23 protein-coding genes are annotated in these 15,461 nt (G+C 43.5%); 11 read left to right on the top strand and 12 right to left on the bottom strand.

From position 1 onward, the window contains the following. The 8 genes from VIO64_RS02235 to VIO64_RS02200 form a co-directional block, all read right to left on the bottom strand. Positions 1 to 1,950 (bottom strand): DNA polymerase, encoded by a 1,950-nt coding sequence (locus tag VIO64_RS02235; protein ID WP_010244674.1) that lies wholly within the window; start codon positions 1,948 to 1,950, stop codon positions 1 to 3. Further along, positions 1,947 to 2,495, bottom strand: coding sequence for a DUF2815 family protein (locus VIO64_RS02230; protein WP_010244676.1), 549 nt, complete (start codon positions 2,493 to 2,495; stop codon positions 1,947 to 1,949). Before VIO64_RS02230 ends, VIO64_RS02235 begins: the two co-directional genes overlap by 4 nt. Positions 2,496 to 2,519: 24 nt before the next feature. After that, on the bottom strand, positions 2,520 to 3,644 hold the full coding sequence (locus tag VIO64_RS02225; protein ID WP_010244678.1) for a DUF2800 domain-containing protein: 1,125 nt from the start codon (positions 3,642 to 3,644) through the stop codon (positions 2,520 to 2,522). Next, on the bottom strand, positions 3,645 to 3,998 hold the full coding sequence (locus VIO64_RS02220; RefSeq protein WP_010244682.1) for a hypothetical protein: 354 nt from the start codon (positions 3,996 to 3,998) through the stop codon (positions 3,645 to 3,647). Beyond that, positions 3,982 to 4,317 carry a DUF4406 domain-containing protein gene (locus tag VIO64_RS02215; RefSeq protein WP_010244684.1) on the bottom strand — a complete coding sequence of 112 codons (336 nt, stop codon included), beginning with the start codon at positions 4,315 to 4,317 and terminating at the stop codon, positions 3,982 to 3,984. Before VIO64_RS02215 ends, VIO64_RS02220 begins: the two co-directional genes overlap by 17 nt. A gap of 76 nt (positions 4,318 to 4,393) precedes the next feature. After that, complete coding sequence (locus tag VIO64_RS02210; protein WP_154673422.1) at positions 4,394 to 4,558, bottom strand: hypothetical protein; 165 nt, start codon at positions 4,556 to 4,558, stop codon at positions 4,394 to 4,396. Beyond that, positions 4,559 to 4,843, bottom strand: a complete 285-nt coding sequence (locus VIO64_RS02205) for a hypothetical protein (protein WP_010244688.1) — start codon at positions 4,841 to 4,843, stop codon at positions 4,559 to 4,561. 21 nt (positions 4,844 to 4,864) lie between these two features. Continuing rightward, positions 4,865 to 5,068: a helix-turn-helix domain-containing protein gene (locus tag VIO64_RS02200; protein WP_010244691.1), complete on the bottom strand. Its 204-nt coding sequence runs from the start codon at positions 5,066 to 5,068 to the stop codon at positions 4,865 to 4,867. Positions 5,069 to 5,309: 241 nt separating this feature from the next. On the opposite strand from VIO64_RS02200, the gene VIO64_RS02195 reads away from it, so the two are divergent. Genes VIO64_RS02195 through VIO64_RS02185 form a run of 3 tightly spaced genes read left to right on the top strand, consistent with a single transcriptional unit; the run spans position 5,310 to position 6,534 of the window. Next, positions 5,310 to 5,768 (top strand): helix-turn-helix transcriptional regulator, encoded by a 459-nt coding sequence (locus VIO64_RS02195; RefSeq protein WP_010244694.1) that lies wholly within the window; start codon positions 5,310 to 5,312, stop codon positions 5,766 to 5,768. 20 nt (positions 5,769 to 5,788) lie between these two features. Further along, positions 5,789 to 6,148 (top strand): ImmA/IrrE family metallo-endopeptidase, encoded by a 360-nt coding sequence (locus tag VIO64_RS02190; RefSeq protein WP_010244697.1) that lies wholly within the window; start codon positions 5,789 to 5,791, stop codon positions 6,146 to 6,148. Between the two features lie 32 nt (positions 6,149 to 6,180). Next, positions 6,181 to 6,534, top strand: a complete 354-nt coding sequence (locus tag VIO64_RS02185; protein WP_010244700.1) for an MmcQ/YjbR family DNA-binding protein — start codon at positions 6,181 to 6,183, stop codon at positions 6,532 to 6,534. Positions 6,535 to 6,730: 196 nt separating this feature from the next. Here the strand turns inward: VIO64_RS02185 and VIO64_RS02180 are convergent, their stop codons facing one another. Then, positions 6,731 to 6,874, bottom strand: a complete 144-nt coding sequence (locus VIO64_RS02180) for a hypothetical protein (RefSeq protein ID WP_154673421.1) — start codon at positions 6,872 to 6,874, stop codon at positions 6,731 to 6,733. Positions 6,875 to 6,949: 75 nt separating this feature from the next. Beyond that, positions 6,950 to 7,141 carry an aspartyl-phosphate phosphatase Spo0E family protein gene (locus tag VIO64_RS02175; protein ID WP_010244702.1) on the bottom strand — a complete coding sequence of 64 codons (192 nt, stop codon included), beginning with the start codon at positions 7,139 to 7,141 and terminating at the stop codon, positions 6,950 to 6,952. A gap of 200 nt (positions 7,142 to 7,341) precedes the next feature. Between VIO64_RS02175 and VIO64_RS02170 the strand changes: the two genes are divergently transcribed. The 4 genes from VIO64_RS02170 to VIO64_RS02155 all read left to right on the top strand — a co-directional run bounded on the left by VIO64_RS02170 (position 7,342) and on the right by VIO64_RS02155 (position 9,965). Beyond that, positions 7,342 to 7,596, top strand: a complete 255-nt coding sequence (locus tag VIO64_RS02170) for a helix-turn-helix domain-containing protein (protein WP_010244704.1) — start codon at positions 7,342 to 7,344, stop codon at positions 7,594 to 7,596. Positions 7,597 to 7,764: 168 nt separating this feature from the next. After that, a complete protein-coding gene (locus tag VIO64_RS02165) occupies positions 7,765 to 8,016 on the top strand; it encodes a helix-turn-helix domain-containing protein (protein ID WP_010244708.1) in 252 nt (83 codons plus the stop codon). A 193-nt stretch (positions 8,017 to 8,209) separates the two neighbouring features. Next, positions 8,210 to 8,653 carry a helix-turn-helix transcriptional regulator gene (locus tag VIO64_RS02160; RefSeq protein ID WP_010244710.1) on the top strand — a complete coding sequence of 148 codons (444 nt, stop codon included), beginning with the start codon at positions 8,210 to 8,212 and terminating at the stop codon, positions 8,651 to 8,653. 151 nt (positions 8,654 to 8,804) lie between these two features. Beyond that, positions 8,805 to 9,965 carry an HD domain-containing phosphohydrolase gene (locus VIO64_RS02155; RefSeq protein ID WP_010244713.1) on the top strand — a complete coding sequence of 387 codons (1,161 nt, stop codon included), beginning with the start codon at positions 8,805 to 8,807 and terminating at the stop codon, positions 9,963 to 9,965. A gap of 58 nt (positions 9,966 to 10,023) precedes the next feature. Here VIO64_RS02155 and VIO64_RS02150 read toward each other — a convergent pair whose 3' ends face one another. Together VIO64_RS02150 and VIO64_RS02145 are read right to left on the bottom strand one after the other, a co-directional pair. Beyond that, positions 10,024 to 10,479, bottom strand: a complete 456-nt coding sequence (locus tag VIO64_RS02150; RefSeq protein WP_010244715.1) for an Hsp20/alpha crystallin family protein — start codon at positions 10,477 to 10,479, stop codon at positions 10,024 to 10,026. 41 nt (positions 10,480 to 10,520) lie between these two features. Beyond that, entirely contained in the window at positions 10,521 to 10,910 is a 390-nt protein-coding gene (locus VIO64_RS02145) for a hypothetical protein (RefSeq protein ID WP_010244718.1), read from the bottom strand. Positions 10,911 to 11,164: 254 nt separating this feature from the next. On the opposite strand from VIO64_RS02145, the gene VIO64_RS02140 reads away from it, so the two are divergent. The 4 genes from VIO64_RS02140 to VIO64_RS02125 are packed head-to-tail and all read left to right on the top strand — an operon-like array spanning position 11,165 to position 15,457. Beyond that, positions 11,165 to 12,943, top strand: coding sequence for a spore germination protein (locus VIO64_RS02140; protein WP_331914755.1), 1,779 nt, complete (start codon positions 11,165 to 11,167; stop codon positions 12,941 to 12,943). Further along, positions 12,940 to 14,037 carry a GerAB/ArcD/ProY family transporter gene (locus tag VIO64_RS02135; RefSeq protein ID WP_010244723.1) on the top strand — a complete coding sequence of 366 codons (1,098 nt, stop codon included), beginning with the start codon at positions 12,940 to 12,942 and terminating at the stop codon, positions 14,035 to 14,037. The genes VIO64_RS02140 and VIO64_RS02135 overlap by 4 nt, the downstream gene beginning before the upstream one ends. Continuing rightward, complete coding sequence (locus VIO64_RS02130) at positions 14,028 to 15,296, top strand: Ger(x)C family spore germination protein (protein ID WP_242853058.1); 1,269 nt, start codon at positions 14,028 to 14,030, stop codon at positions 15,294 to 15,296. The genes VIO64_RS02135 and VIO64_RS02130 overlap by 10 nt, the downstream gene beginning before the upstream one ends. Continuing rightward, positions 15,296 to 15,457 carry a hypothetical protein gene (locus VIO64_RS02125; protein ID WP_154673420.1) on the top strand — a complete coding sequence of 54 codons (162 nt, stop codon included), beginning with the start codon at positions 15,296 to 15,298 and terminating at the stop codon, positions 15,455 to 15,457. The genes VIO64_RS02130 and VIO64_RS02125 overlap by 1 nt, the downstream gene beginning before the upstream one ends. Positions 15,458 to 15,461 lie beyond the last annotated feature (4 nt).

The raw sequence follows: 15,461 nt of genomic DNA, 5'->3' as shown, positions 1-15,461 counted from the left end.
TTACTCTTTTTTATAGAACATGGTTTCAAATCCGTCCGCCCTTAGCGGAAGCCCTAATGCCCAAGGTATCTCCTGTCCCATAATGCCACACAGCTCTTCAAGGGAGCCCTGACCTTTCCGCATCTCGGTGATTATTTCATCATGTACATGACCTACAATTTTATAGCCCTTTGCATCCACCCTCAGCATTGCCTCCGCAAGGCAGTCTCGGGCTGCTCCTTGCACTATATTTTCGACCAGGCGGCCTCCGTATGTCTTCTGCCTCCACCACTGCTTGTTAATCCCCAATCCTTCATATGTGAGTCCGTCCTTGTCAAAACGCAGGTCTTTTTCTATTTTGGGACGTATATATGCAAGCCTTCTTCCTGACGGAAGGGTTATAAAAAGTATGCCGTTCTCAACCTTAAACCTTAAAATACCTACCCTTTGAGGCTCTCTTTCCCGTACTGCGAGAACAGCAGCCTTTTCAACGTCATACCAGAACCTGACGATTCTTTGATTGGCGCTTCTCCAGGCCCGAACAATGTCATCCAGTTCAGTATCGCTTAAGCCCATCTTATCTGCACCCATCGCCTTTAAAGCATTAACTCCTCCTTGGTAACCGCATGCCAGAACCGCCACTTTGCCCTTTGCCCTCAGCTCATACTCGGGATTGCCCTTTGCAATTTTTTCAACCGGCACTCCGAACATACGGGAGGCTGTCTGTTCATATATCTTGCCGTGGCCTTTGAAGGTATCCAGCACCCATGCTTCGTTCGCAAGCCAGGCAAGCACCCTCGCTTCTATGGCAGAAAAGTCGGCTACGATGAACCTGCACCCTTGTTCTGGAATAAGAACTGTCCGTATAAGCTCCGACAGCACAATGGGGACGCTTTCATACAATAGCTCCAGTTCTTTAAACCTTCCTTGCTTAACAAGCATCCGTGCAATCTCCAAATCCTTCATATGGTTTTGGGGTAAATTTTGAATTTGAAAAATTCTACCGGCCCATCTGCCGGTTCTATTTGCCCCGTAGAATTGGAACAGCCCTCTTACTCTGCTGTCAGGACACACCGACCGCTGAACGGCTGCATACTTTGCAATGGATGACTTCGCCATTTCCTGTCTTAATGTGAGTAGCCTTTCAATTTCGCCATCTGCATCGGTGAGAAGATTCTGCACCGCCTGCTTTGACAGGCTCTCCACCTCCAGCCCCTGCTCCTTCAGCCATTCCTTCAGCTGTGCCACACTATTTGGATTATCAAGCTTTGTAAGTGTCTTTGCTTCAACCTCAAGCCTTGATGAATACTGTGTGTCACATTTTACCGCTTGATTTACAAGAGCCATATCCACAAGCACTCCTGTGTCATTTATTTTTTGGTCCAGAAGCCAAAGCTTCAGTTCCTTTTCAGGAATAGGGTAGCGTTCGATTTTTCTTCTGACCTCACGCTCTACCTCTACATCCCGGACACAATAATCCTTGAACTTCTGCCATTTCTCAGGTGCGTGGTGCGGAAGGTTTCTTGTTCTTCCTCCGTTTGACTTGGTTGATTTGCAGGGAATTGAAAAATATCGAATAAGGTCCTTACCCGCTCTGTCCTTTTGTACCTTAAGCTTTAATGCTGTGCCTACTCCATCAAGGTGAAGGGGCAGCCCAAGCATTGCCGCCTGGATCGCCGTACATCTCCACGAATCTGCTTTCAAATGTTTATTTAAATGCTTTGACAGGCATATCCGTTCAAACCCTGCATTGAAGGCTGTCTTTATAACCTCGGGGCTTTCAATAGCATTTACTATCGCATCCGGCAGCCGTTCTCCGCATGCAAGGTCTATGAGTTCTACCGGATCATCGTCCCAGGCATAGCCGAACAGTAATATCTGAAAGTCGGGGGCTGCGGTATATGTATATACACCGCAGCTTGTCAAATCAACACTGCTGAAGGTCTCAATGTCGATTGCCAGCGTTCTCATGACAATAAATCATCTTCATCGTCATATGGCAGATCGTCAAAATCATCTTCTGCCCTGCCTCTTCCGCTGAGCGGTTCACCGTCTGCCAGCTTCTGCAGATGGTTCAAGCCGCAGGCGATACCCTTGTTGCCGTTTGTATTAAACGGGTAGAAGGTGACGCTCGCCCTTCCGTAACAACCGCTGTACACCTCGGTCTGGTCGAGGATTTCTTCCTTCTGCCTGTTGATGATACCGGGAGCTGTTGTTGAATTCGCATTGATAAAATATGCGTTTTCATAGTTCTCATCGTCCGCCCTGTCGGTATCTCCGTCACGCAGCGGCAGCTTGAGGTTCCCTGACAGGAATTTCTGTCCGAACTTTTCAGCCCCGGCTTTCTTCGCTTCCTCAACCGCTTCATTAATCTTCCTGATGGTATCCTTGTCGGACTTGGGTATGATCAAGCTGACCGAGTATTTTTCTTCTCCGCCGTTGATGCTCTTTGGCTTCCATACATTTGCATATGAAAACCTTACCTTGCCGGTAGTAACTTTTTGTTTATTATCCATATCACTCATCCTCCATAATTTTTATTAATCAAAATCAGCTGCCGCACGGTTCCATTCCTGGCGCTTATCCGTCTCAGAAACAAGTGCAGGCTTCCCTGCGGGCTTTTCAATATAATCCTTCAATAGCTCTTCAAACCGCTTCTTCCCGGTCAGCTTTTCCATGTCTCCTATCCCCAGCAGCTTTTTGTTGAATATCTGCTTCTCGGTGTAGCCATTCACCAACAGTACTTCCGCCGCCTTTTCCTCATCGCTGTACCTTCTGTTGGACCGTCCAGCCACAACCTTGAAGCCGGGCCACTTCTTCCTTCCTGCGATTGCCTCTGCCTGTGCGTATTCCCATAGGTCCGACACCCATGCCTGCAGCTGCTCCGCCTTGGCGAGAATTTCACCCATTTCCTCATCCGACAAAAGTTCAGGGTCTGCAAAATCATACTTTGCAAGCTCAAGGTTAGCCTTGGCTCTTGCCCTGCAGACAGCCTTGGCTCTGCAGAACCGGCAGTGCTCTCCAGGCTTAAACTCCCCTTCACCCCTTGACGCCATTTCAGCTTTGGGTTTAAGTTCATTTTCCGCCCAGGACATAAGCTCATCTACAGTCATTTCGTAGGTGGAAACATTGTCAAGCCTTGGCTGGAATATAGTCATGCGCACTCTTTCGATCTCGTATATCTCCTCAAACAATCCGTATGCACCCAGGGCATACAGCTGCATCTGCGGATTGTGTTCTGCGGATACCGGCACACCGCGTCCATACTTAAGGTCGCATATATCCATAATTCCATCAGCCACAATCACCAGGTCTGCAGTTCCAAAGCCCTCCGGTACAAACCTGCTGAAATCAACCCTCTGCTCAATCAGGATAACGGCATCCTTTGTCCTTGCTCTGGCTTCAGCTATACACTCACAAGCAAAGGTAACATACTGGTCGGTATAGTCCTCAAGCTCCTGTGAATCATACTGGCTTACTGGCTTTTTGCCTGACTTGATTTTCAGAAGCCTTTTGAGCTTGTATTCCGATAAAGCGTGTGCTGCAGAGCCTTCATCCGCATATACACTGTTAGCTTCAGGGAAGGAGGCCTCAAGTTCAACACAAGGAGTACATTCCATCCAACGGTGGGAGGCTGATGCGCTTAGTTTAGCATGCTCTCCCATTTACACCGCCTCCGCATCCTTCATGAATGCCGGGTAGTCCTCCTCCTTCACTCCTGAAAGGTTGCTGGCTCCGTACTTGGTAAAAAGGTCTTTTAAAACCTTGTCCTGGAGTTTTTTCTCAATGAGCACCGCCCTTATCATTTCCTTGGTGACTTTAGGCTCGTCTTCTGGTTTTTCTATCTTTTCTGTTTTTTCATCCTTTACTGCTTTACCGCTGTCCTGTTTACTCTTTTTCTCTGCCTTTTCGGCAGGCGCAGTCATAACCGCAGTCTGCATCCTGTCCACTGAAAAGCCTTTGACTGCCTCAAACAGCTTTTCTCCTTCCTCCTGTGTCAGTTCAAGCCATATCCTCATGGATTTCTCCTCCTCTTTCCTTGAAATACCTGATTTTTATTCCGCTCTTCTCTGCAGCTTCAAGCTCAGCCTTCATACCCTCGCTGATCCTGTCTCCGAACACCCACAGCTCATCGCAGCGCTTTAAGAGCTCCGTCCCAAGGTGCATCGCTGTTTCCCTTTCTTCCGGGATGTCATCATCCAGGAACTGAGGGTATATCAGGTGCGGAGCAATGGGTACCACTCCCTCTCTACAGGCAAACCTGCAGTAGCCTCTGGCCTTGGCGGCATTGGATTCGGTATCTCCCCGGTACGGACTGCAAATATATATAAGCTTCAAATTAATCCTTCCTTCCGATTATTTAGTAACCTTTTCAGAAAACTTCATGGTATAATGTTGGTGGAAAAGTATTTTCCTAATGGACGGGCTGGCTTTCATCTTGGCGGGTGGAGCCGGCCTTTCTCATTGACTGTTCGTATTCCTTATGCATCTGCCAGCCGTGGGCTGCGCATGCAAGTCCGAACATGAGGATTTGTAATATTAGCTGTTCAGGAAGAAGCCTGAAAAATTGCCTTTGCATTTAGTTCACCTCCTTTTCATCAGGGTGTAGATGTTCGGCCGGGCATGCGGCCAAGGTTACTCCGTCAACGGCCTCTCCTGTGCCTGGATAGATAAGTCGTCCGTCTTTTTGCACCAGCTTGCTTTTGAACTCATCCCAGGCAACCCTTGTGGTAGTAATGACATACTCTCCAAGGTTTCTTTGCCTGAGCCAGTACAGGAGCCTTGCCTCATCATAAGCAATCTCTGTTGAAAGTTCTGTTCCAGTCTCTGGTGTATCTGGTTTTGAAGCATAGCCTACCGTCATGGGTGTTTCCCTCCCTTCCCCTCAACCTACCAGCCTCTTCACAGGACACTTCAAAGCCCCTGCGATATTGTACAGGAGGTCCATGCTTGGATTCCTTGTCCCGTTTTCAATCCTGCTGATGTACTCCTGCGTTGTTCCTGCCAATCCGGCAAGCTCTTCCTGGGACATCCGCTTTCTATCCCTTTCCTTTCTTATGTTTTGTCCAACTTCCTTCCTAATTGGCATAATTATTTCACCTCCTTGGTATAGATTTTATTCCAGCGGCTTGGCATAATACAAAGTCTCTTTTCTGCCATATATACCATTTAGGTTTAAATTTCTTCTGTTTTCAACGTATATTTTACAGTATTTTGGAAATACTTTTTATTTTTATGCCATATAGGCATATTGTGTTGTTATGCCATATTGGTATATAATAAGTGTGGAAAATATGCTATTTACCTGCATATGGATTGGAGACTTAAAAATGACCGTTGCAAACGGAAACGAACTGGCTGCAAGGCAAGGTGAAAAAGTCCGTGAATTGAGGGGTCAGCTTTCAAGGGAGGACTTTGTCGCCGGTATTGAAAACATCATCACCGCCCAAAGCCTTTACAGGATCGAAGCCGGTTTGAGGAGGGCGTCCGACAAGGTTCTTGCAAAAATAGGAGAGAAGTACGGCAAACCGCTTTCGTGGTTTTATGACGATGACGATACGAGTGAAAGCTTCAAGCTTCAGATTCATAACGAAATGGCAAGGCTCAAGATCATGGATGCGCTTCAGACCGATCCTGAATTGATTGGATTTTGGGAAAGCATGGTAGGACGTGAGGATCTGAAGCTTATGTTCAAACAAGTGAAAGACCTTTCCCCCGAATCAATCAGAAGGCTTATCCGGGTAATAAAGGCCATCGAGGATGAGGAATCGGGAGGGTCCGAGGTGTAGGTCAGAGGAGGATTCACGCTATGATGCTGCCTGATGAAAGCTACAAACTTATAAGGTCCTTGTATGATCCTGAATGTGATTTTGATGAGCTTTTGCGCGCCCACGGAATCAGGCTTCATGAGATTGCTTTCAAGCCTGATCTCTGGGGGGCCGTGTACATAAGCCGCAAGGGGATTTACCATGTGTTTATAAATTCGATACTGCCCCACGGCACAAAACAAAAAACCTTCCTCCATGAGCTGAAGCATATTATTTTTGATGCTCCCAAGGAGAATTACATTATTGGAATGGACATGCAGTATGATACAATGGAAACTGAAGCGGATGATTTTTATAAGATAGCTGAAAGCATGGCGAGCTATAATGATTCACCGCAGTGAATAATGCAGTGTATGGAGAGGTGGAATTATATTTGGATTCAAAAGCAGTAAAGGAATACTGCCTGTCAAAGCCGGGAGCTACGGAGGATTTTCCGTTTGGTCCCGATGTTCTTGTTATAAAGGTGGGTTCAAAAATGTTCGCCCTTGTTTCAGGAAGGGAAAACAGGATTAATTTATCATTAAAGTGCGACCCCTTTGTCGCGGAGGATTTAAGACAGAGGTACCCTGCAGTCACCGCTGGCTATCATCTTAATAAGAAGCACTGGAATACGGTTGTTATTGACGGCTCGGTGCCGGACAACGAGATGGCATGGATGATAGACCATTCCTATGAGCTTGTCATAAAAAGCCTATCACAAGCCGTGAAAGAATCACTCTTTGAATAACCTGTCTGTAGCTGCACATAGAAAATGAGCCTTCATCAAGTTCAGGATGAGACTCATTTTCTTTATTGTCACCTGCCATAGGCACCCTTCAACCATTCTCCCTGTAGTTTCAATCCGTTGTGCGTCTGTACAGGCGGCAAGCATGAATTGTAATTGAAGATTACATATTCGGGAAAGTATTACCAGTACCTTCCTTTTAGTTTTTCTTTCGTTCTTTCCACTTGATGTATATGACAATTGCTGCGATTGACAAAACGGCTGCTGCTGTCCAAAGAGTAGTCGCTACAGGATTCTTATGGATTTGCTCTATATATGCCTCGGCTAACTTATAGCTTTCCATATTGCTCCTCCTTCCTCCGCTTTTTTTATAAACTGTATCTCATGCATAAAGCAACCAAAGCAGAGATACTTGCATTCATAAACTTTCGCCAAACTTTGATTGATAATCCGAAGGCTTGTTTTTCAATAACGAACCAGAGTTTATCAGCTTAAGTATTTCTTCATCAAGCTCCCTGCTTTTTTGTAAAATCTCATCTGCATTTCCCTTATCTATTGCATTATGGAGTTCTTCACGCAAAGCCTCGATTCTCTTTAATATTTCCAACATCAAATCACCTTCTAAGTTTCATCATTTGCAGTTTGCCTAAACCATTATTTGATATACTCCCTGCTACATTGTCTATCCGGCATATCAACCCATTGACCTGCTCAATTTAAAATTTACCACACTTGCTCATTAAGCAAATTTTACCGTAGTACTTGCTTTATAATCAAGTTAATTATTTTGAAAGCAGGAGCGGTTAAATTTTGATTACAGACCCGGTAAATAAAGCAATCCGCAATTTAATAGGCCCAAGGGTCAAGCAAGCCAGGGAGAATGCAAAGCCCAAGATCACCCAGTCCGACCTGCTAGCCAGGCTTGCAGTGAGAGGCGTGGAGCTTGAAAAAACAACAATCTCCAAAATAGAGGCTCAAACACGCCCTGTTACCGATATTGAGCTGGTTGCCCTCTCCGATGCATTGGGTGTTAGCATACCGTGGCTTCTCAATATCGAAAAGTAGTTCTTTTTTCATAAATTTTATTCTCACAGCTCCTTTCCACTCCAAAAATCTTCTATTCTGTTTGCCAACCTATATAGTTAATGTAACTCTTTAGAACAATTATAATTAATTATCCCTGTATAATCAATATATAAAAGTTCTACTTTAGAACAACAAGGCGGTAGGAAAATGAAAATTTATTGGCATAATGGCTCTAAAAACATAATAGGCAAACGAGTGCGAGAAGCCCGTTTGAAGTCCAATCCTCAAATATCCCAGCAGGATTTGTCCGCCAGGCTTGACGTACTGGGTTATCATATAGATAGGGTGTCCATAACAAAAATCGAGTCAGGTGATAGGTTTGTAGCAGATTATGAAGTAGTCGCTCTTGCCAACGCACTCAATGTTTCCGTTGAATGGCTGCTTTATGGTAATCCCTAAGCTTTTAGCCGTTAAGGCTTTGTGATTGCATTTTAATATTTGCTCATTAAGCAACTTGACGATTTTTAAAGATATGCTTCATTATTTTAAGCTTTTATGGTATAAAATCTTTGTTTTCTGCTTTAATTAGTTTGTATACTTATTCCAAAAGGGTATATAATAAAGCTGAAATCAAAATGATTGAGGTTGCAAAATGAGTAAATGTGAAGACCAGGTTCTAGCCAAAAGAATAGGAGCCAAGATACGTGGTATAAGAGGAAATCTATCGCGCGAAGAGTTTGTCGAGGCTATTGACAGAATAGTCACCCCTCAAAGTCTTTACAGAGTTGAGAAGGGTCTTCGTAAAGCATCTGACAAGGTGCTTCAAAAGATATCTGAAAAATTCAACAAACCCCTGTCATGGTTCTACGAGCCAGATTGTGAAACAGAAGCTATTCAAGCTGAATTTTCCCGTTTAAAAATACTGGAGGCTATCCAAAACGATCCGTCTCTTCTTGAGTTTTTTGAAAAGCTTTCCCAAAGAAGCGATTTGAAAATAATGTTCAAACAGGTTAAAGATCTTTCTCCAGAATCTATTAAAAGACTGATAAGAATTATTAGAGCGATTGAGGACGAAGAGGATGAAAATCCAACCTAGCAATTTTATTCTTATTATACTTTCCCAATAGGGCTGTCATCCTATTTTCCTATGTAATTAGTAAAATAGTATTATTTTACCAAGTGCATGTTTTTGATATAATTATACTTTGAAGGAATCGTTTTTTGTTTTTTACAAAGGAGCAGTTGTCATGAGTCAATTTTTAAATCAAATTATTAGCCTTTACGAGCAGCTAAACACAGGTATTTCAATTAGCGAAGCGTTGACATATGTCTTTGACACATTCAGAAAGTATATACCCTTTGACAGGATTGGAATAACCCTTTTAGAAAGCGATGGTTCCATATATGCCTATGAGGTTCGTACAAACCATTCTCCCGTTTTGGACGAAGGATACTCTGAAAAATTATGCAAAACTTCTCTCAATACAATTGTAAAAATGAAAAAGCATAGGATTATAAACGATTATAAAGAGTATTTGAAACTTCATCCAAAATCGGCTCCAACCAAACTGATGGTGAGTGAGGGGATAATGTCAAGCCTGGCATGTCCTTTAGTCGTCAACAGCATATGTATCGGGGTATTATTGTTCTCTTGCAGGAGGAAGAACCGGTACAACGAAAGTCATGCGGCGATGGCAAAAATCATCAGCAGTAACATGGCAATAATTCTTGAACGAAACCTTCTTGTAGATGACTTGATATTGTCCTCTGTAACAGGCTTAGCCAAGCTTGTAGAGGCTAAAGACAGCGATACCGGCTTTCATCTTGAACGCATGCAAAGCTATTCAAAAATTATTGCTCAAGCATTGGCTTCAAAAGAAAAATATGCAAACATTATTGATAAGCACTTTATTGAGAATATTTTCAAGTTCAGTCCCCTTCATGATATTGGCAAAGCAGGCATTGCAGACGGGATTCTCCTGAAGCCGGCAAAGTATACTCCCGAAGAATTCGAGGTTATGAAAAAGCATACGGTGATCGGTGCTGAAATATTAAGAAAATCCAGTAGTAATCTATTAAGGAAAGGAAAGCATTTTTTTGATTTTGCCATTCAAATCGCTGAAGGACATCATGAAAAGTACAATGGCAAAGGCTACCCTTACGGTTTGTCTGGCGACAGCATTCCTCTTCCTGCCCGAATTGTTGCAATAGCTGATGTTTTTGATGCTGTGACTTCCAAGAGGGTGTACAAGAATGCCTATGATATAGAAACTACCCTGCAGATTATTGACAAAGAAAGTGGAAAAAGTTTTGACCCTGATGTTGTTGAAGCCTTAAATCACAATATAGAACAAATAGTGCAGGTATATAAGAAATACCATGAACAGATTGATTTGGAAATCCGTTAAACAGGAATAGCAAGTCTTGCATGTTTTCTATAATGTAGGACTTGCTATCTTGAGAACCTTACTGGATATCTATCTTTTTACCTTTTGCCTTAGCCTGCTCTACCTTTGGAACAGTTATGGACAAAATACCGTCTTTATATTCCGCTTTTGCCTGCTCCGATTTTATTTCCACAGGTAAAGGTATCGTCCTGGAGAAGCTCCCGTAGTACCTTTCCGTTCTATAAATGTTTTCATCCTTGTATTCATTGTCTCGTTTAGATTGTCCCGACAACCTTATGGAGTTTTCGTCAACATATACATTCAAATCCTCCTTGGTTATTCCGGGGATTTCCGCCTTAACCACTACATCAGTATCCGTCTGGAATACATCAACTCTCGGCGAGTTCATCCCACCAAAAAATCTGAAGGGTGAAAAATCAATCAAGCTGCTTATATCCTTGCTGAAATTATCCATTTCCCTGAATGGATTCCATGGCACAAGACTCATATCATCACTCCCAAATATATTATTCATGCCTATTTTTTCCCTTTGAGAGAATTTTATTCTTTACAGCTTTAGCAAATGGAATATTCCACTCCAATGTTGTGAAGCTCCTGTAAAAACTCTATGTATCTCTTCAGTGCCATGAACGTTTTTTGCTTTTTTCCCTCTCCGTTTTCTGAGTAAAACACCTTGAAATTATTAGCCGACTCAATTTCATGAAGTAGTCCGCACTCCAGCAAAAGACCGTATATTTCGTACAAAAAATCAAACTTCTTCTGAAGCACCCCATGGGCAATGGCACAGCTGCAAATTATGGTAAAAAACATTTTATTATCATGCATGCCTTCATTTTCCTTTTGCATGACTAATACTGCATTCAAAGCACCTTCAGGGCTATATCCGTATTTTTGTGAAATTGTGCACAATTTATGTATTAAATCATTATACTCCTCACATTTCATCCTCTGTTCAACACCTTCAAACAAAACTGTACATTAAAATTGTCAAAAGCTGTGAATGCCATACTGACAGATAGGCTTGTTAATGCAGCGGTCCTAGTCTGCCACCATAGGCATTCATAATAATTTTAAAATAAGAAAATTTCAATTTCAAGAAATAATTTTATAAAAGTGTAATTCTCAATCAGCAAGTATTTTTCTCGGTATACATGACATAAAATCAGTCAATAATTTTACAAGGAACGGAGGGGATTACATTGAGAAATCTGTTAACCAATATCAGAAAGCTGTTTACATATAGGAGACCTGTTGACACAGAAGGTGGATTTGAACTTCTTGAGGATGAATTCGAGAAGTCCGATACCGAAGAAGTACCTTCTGAAAAATACGGTGTGAATACCGGGAATCCATCTAATCAGGAAAAATCAAAAAAGGGGGCCACGGTTAAGCAACCTATAAAAGTTGAGCAATGGAACAAACAAAAAAACAATCAAGGTGGAAAGATACCAACTTCAAACATGAGACAAAATATCATTTCCACTGACCTAAATGTGAACAAGGAATACATCCGTCAGAGCTTTAGCATGCCAAAAAACCAGGATATAGTGATTCGTGAGTTCCGCATCGCCAGAAAGCTGAAAGCATTTATTGTTTTCATCGATGGAATGGTAGATAAAACCTCTATCAATCAATTTGTGCTGCCCCAGCTAATGAACCCCGAATGCTTGGCTGGCTTCAGCGGAGATTGCCCATTGGATTATATCATGGAAGATGTCCTGTCCATTACTCAATTAACAAAAACTGCAGATTTTAATATTACAAAGATACAAGCCCTCAATGGACTATCCATACTTTTTGTTGACGGATGTCCCGAGGCCTTGATGATTGAAACCCGCGGCTTTGAAAAACGCGGCATCGACAGGCCTATTACCGAGCAGGTGGTCAGGGGCTCCCAGGAGGGCTTCACGGAAAATCTGCGCACAAATTTGACACTGCTGCGAAGGATAATCAAGAATGAAAAGCTTATCACAGAGGTTATTCCTGTCGGCAAGCTGAACAAAATCAACTGTGCAATCCTTTACATTGAGGGTGTAACGAACCCCAAAATTGTCAGGGAGGTCCGGCGTAGAATAAAAGGCATCAATATAGATTTTATTGAAGGCAACGGGATGCTTGAGCAGCTTATTGAGGATAATCCCTTCATGCTTTTTCCCCAGGTTGTGACAACAGAAAGGCCGGACAGAGCATCCTCCTTCCTTGCCGAAGGACAGGTTGTAATCATTACCGAGAGCGACCCCTTTGCCATAGCCGTACCCATGTCCTTTTTCAGGTTATTCCATTCCTCGGAGGATTCCATGCTGCGCTGGGAATACGGCACATTTCTGCGCATGATCCGGCTTGTTGGTGTTCTTTCAGCGCTGATGATACCGGGCATGTACGTGGCGTTGGCATTGTATCACCATGAAATGATTCCTACACCCCTGCTGGAATCCATAGCCCGAATGCGTGAAAATGTCCCATTTCCTACAATTATTGAGCTTATATTAATGGAAATTTCCTTTGAGTTGATTCGTGAAGGCGGTGTACGCATACCCGGTGTTATCGGTCAAACGCTTGGTATTCTGGGCGCTCTCATATTAGGGCAGGTAGCGGTGGCTGCGGGATTGGCAAGCCCTCTCCTCATTGTTATAGTGGCGCTTACGGGACTTGGCAGCTTCACCATGCCCAATTTCTCCATGGCTATATCCATAAGGATTCTGCGTTTCTTCTTTATTTTCGCCGGAGGAATTGCAGGATTTTACGGTATTTCCCTTGCCTTTATCCTAGTTGCTGCGATTGCTTGCCATATGAAATCCTTTGGAGTCCCTTTTTTAACTCCTGTCGCCCCAAGGGTTAAAATAAATCCGGACGTCATCATCCGCCACCCCATATTCAGACAAAAAATGCGTTCCGATGGCTTTAACACCCCTAACAGGAAAAGAGCAGGGAATAACGCAATGGAGTGGACCAAGGAGAAAGGGGGAGATGACCAATGATAAAGGATGGAAAGTTCGGTGTACATGAAGCTGTATGGCTGTTAACCATTACCATTACTGCAAAGGTGTTTTTCTCAAGCCCTTCTCTGGTAGCTGTCGTGGCCGGAACCGCAGGCTGGTATATGACCCTGGTTTCTATGGGGGGAGCTTTTATAGCCCTTGCTCTGCTTTGTACTTTGTTGAAGCGCTTTCCGGGAAAAAACCTGTTGGATATATATGAAGCCATCCTTGGCAAACCAATAGGTGTGCTTTTTTCATTACTGCTGTTTGCCATTCTGTTTGTTACCGCAATAGCAAACCTGCGGGAGTTTATTGATGTGTTGAAGGTATATGTGCTTCCGGCAAGCCCTCCAAGCTATTTGCTTATTTTGTTTATATCCGTTGCTTCGGTGCTGGCTTTTCTGGGTCTGGAAACCCTCGCACGTTTTTCGAAGCTTATAGCTTATATATTGCTGGCCGGATTTGTTATTGTTTTAATCCTCGCCATACCCCTGTATGAGCCGCACCGCCTTTTCCCCATACTGGGGCATGGGCTACGGGATACAATTACCCATGGATTGCGAAGAAGCTCTGCCTATGGTGAAATCATCATTATCGGAATAATGGTCAACTCCCTCCAAGGTGCAAGGCATGCCAAACGAGCGGCATATATCGGTCTTGCTTTATCAGGACTGATTGTATCCTCCGCCCTGCTTGCATTTTCACTGGTGTTCCCCTATTATACCGGCCAGGAAATTACTGCACCCATATACCTTATGGCCTCACTCATTGAATATGGGAATTTCATTCAAAGGATTGAGCCTGTTTTCTTTTTCATCTGGAATATAAGTACAATTATCTCGGTGGCAGTCCTTTTTTACTTATCCCTGGTTGTATACTCTCATGTGTTCCGGCTTGATGATAAAAGGCCTCTTATAATTCCCTTTGCCATCATATTGCTTGTATTATGCATGCTTCCCATGAGTATAACACAGGTCACCGACATTATGGTTCAGTTTTTAAGGGAATACGGATGGCTTTTCTTCTATATCCCTCCTGCCATCACTTTGCTGGCAGCAAGCATACGAAAAAAAGGGAGGAATATATGCCAATGAAAAAAACAGGATTGCTGCTCATTTTTATTCTTTTCGCTGCTCTTTTAACCTCCTGTTATGATGCACGGGAGGTAACCGATACTGCATATGTTCAATTTATCGGTATAGACAGGGGCGTAAAGGACAAATGGCGCTTAACCTTAAAAATCGCTACTCATAGCTGCAGCAAGGATAGCAGCGGCAGTGGAGGGGCTCAGCCTGCTGAAAGCAAATCCGTCACTATCGATGCTCCTTCCTTTTACGGAGGAGTAAACCTGTTAAACACAAATGTGCCGCAAAAGCTTGAATTTGCGCATGCCAAGCTGCTGGTTATTTCTGAGGACCTCGCACAAAGCGGCCTGGTGGGCGAGTATATTGCTCCTTTAATTCGTTTCCGTGAAATCAGGCGAACGCTGGATGTGGTGGTTTCACAAGGCTCTGCCCAGGATTTTGTGGAAAAGACAGAGCCTTATCTGGGTGGAAGTCCCATTGCCGCAATTGAGGATTTAACCTTTGAAGCGGAGAATACCAGCTATTTCCCCCATGTAACGCTGAATGATTTCTACAATGCCGTAAAGTCCACCTATCGCCAGCCGGTTGTAACATTGGGCGGGCTGCATGACCCTGCCAATTTTCAGCAGAATGGAGAAAAATGGGGAAGCAAATTCAATCTAACAGGACGGTATTTTGCCGGAGAAGTCCCCAGAAAAGGCGGAAATTCCATTGAGTTTTTGGGAAGCGCTCTTTTTGACGGCGACAGGATGGTTGGCAAGCTGGATGGTCATGACACACGGATGATGCTGCTTGCAAGGGGTGACTTTCAAAGGGGTATATTTACAATACAGGACCCTAAGGCTCCAGAGCTTATCATCCCCATTGAGCTTCAGCTTTCACGCAAACCGCAAATAAAGGTCAGCTTTGAAGGAGCTGTTCCGCTTATTTCCCTTGCCCTTGATACAGAGGGAGATATTCTCGCCATACAAAGTCGGATTAATTATGAAAAGCCTGACATGCTGCCTCTCTTGGAAAAAGCTGTGGGAAACCATCTCAAGAAGAGTCTGGATGAGGTCATATCAAAATGCCAGGCCTTGAACTGCGATACCTTCTTTTTCGGGCGGACAGCAGTTAGACATTTTTGGACCATAGAGGAATGGGAGGCATATCACTGGAACAAGCATTTTAAGGAAGCAAAGGTTTCTACAAAAGTCAAATTTAAAATAAGGAGAACCGGCGGTCTTTTAAAAAGCTCTGAAATCGTCACATCGGAGGGGAAGGAATAATGAAAATCTTAATTATGCTGCTTGTTATTTGCCCTAATATATATACGTTCAGCTATGCCAGGTATGCCTGGGAAAGTAAAAACAAGGCAGGTGCTGCAGGCATCCTGATTCTGATGCTTGCAGCGCTCCTGCTTCCGTTTTTTATCATAGTGCTCAGATGATTGT

It is taken from the genome of Pseudobacteroides sp., assembly GCF_036567765.1.
Lineage (GTDB): Bacteria > Bacillota > Clostridia > Acetivibrionales > DSM-2933 > Pseudobacteroides.
The sequence above is the reverse complement of the archived record's forward strand: the minus strand, read 5'-3'. Positions and strand labels throughout refer to the sequence as shown.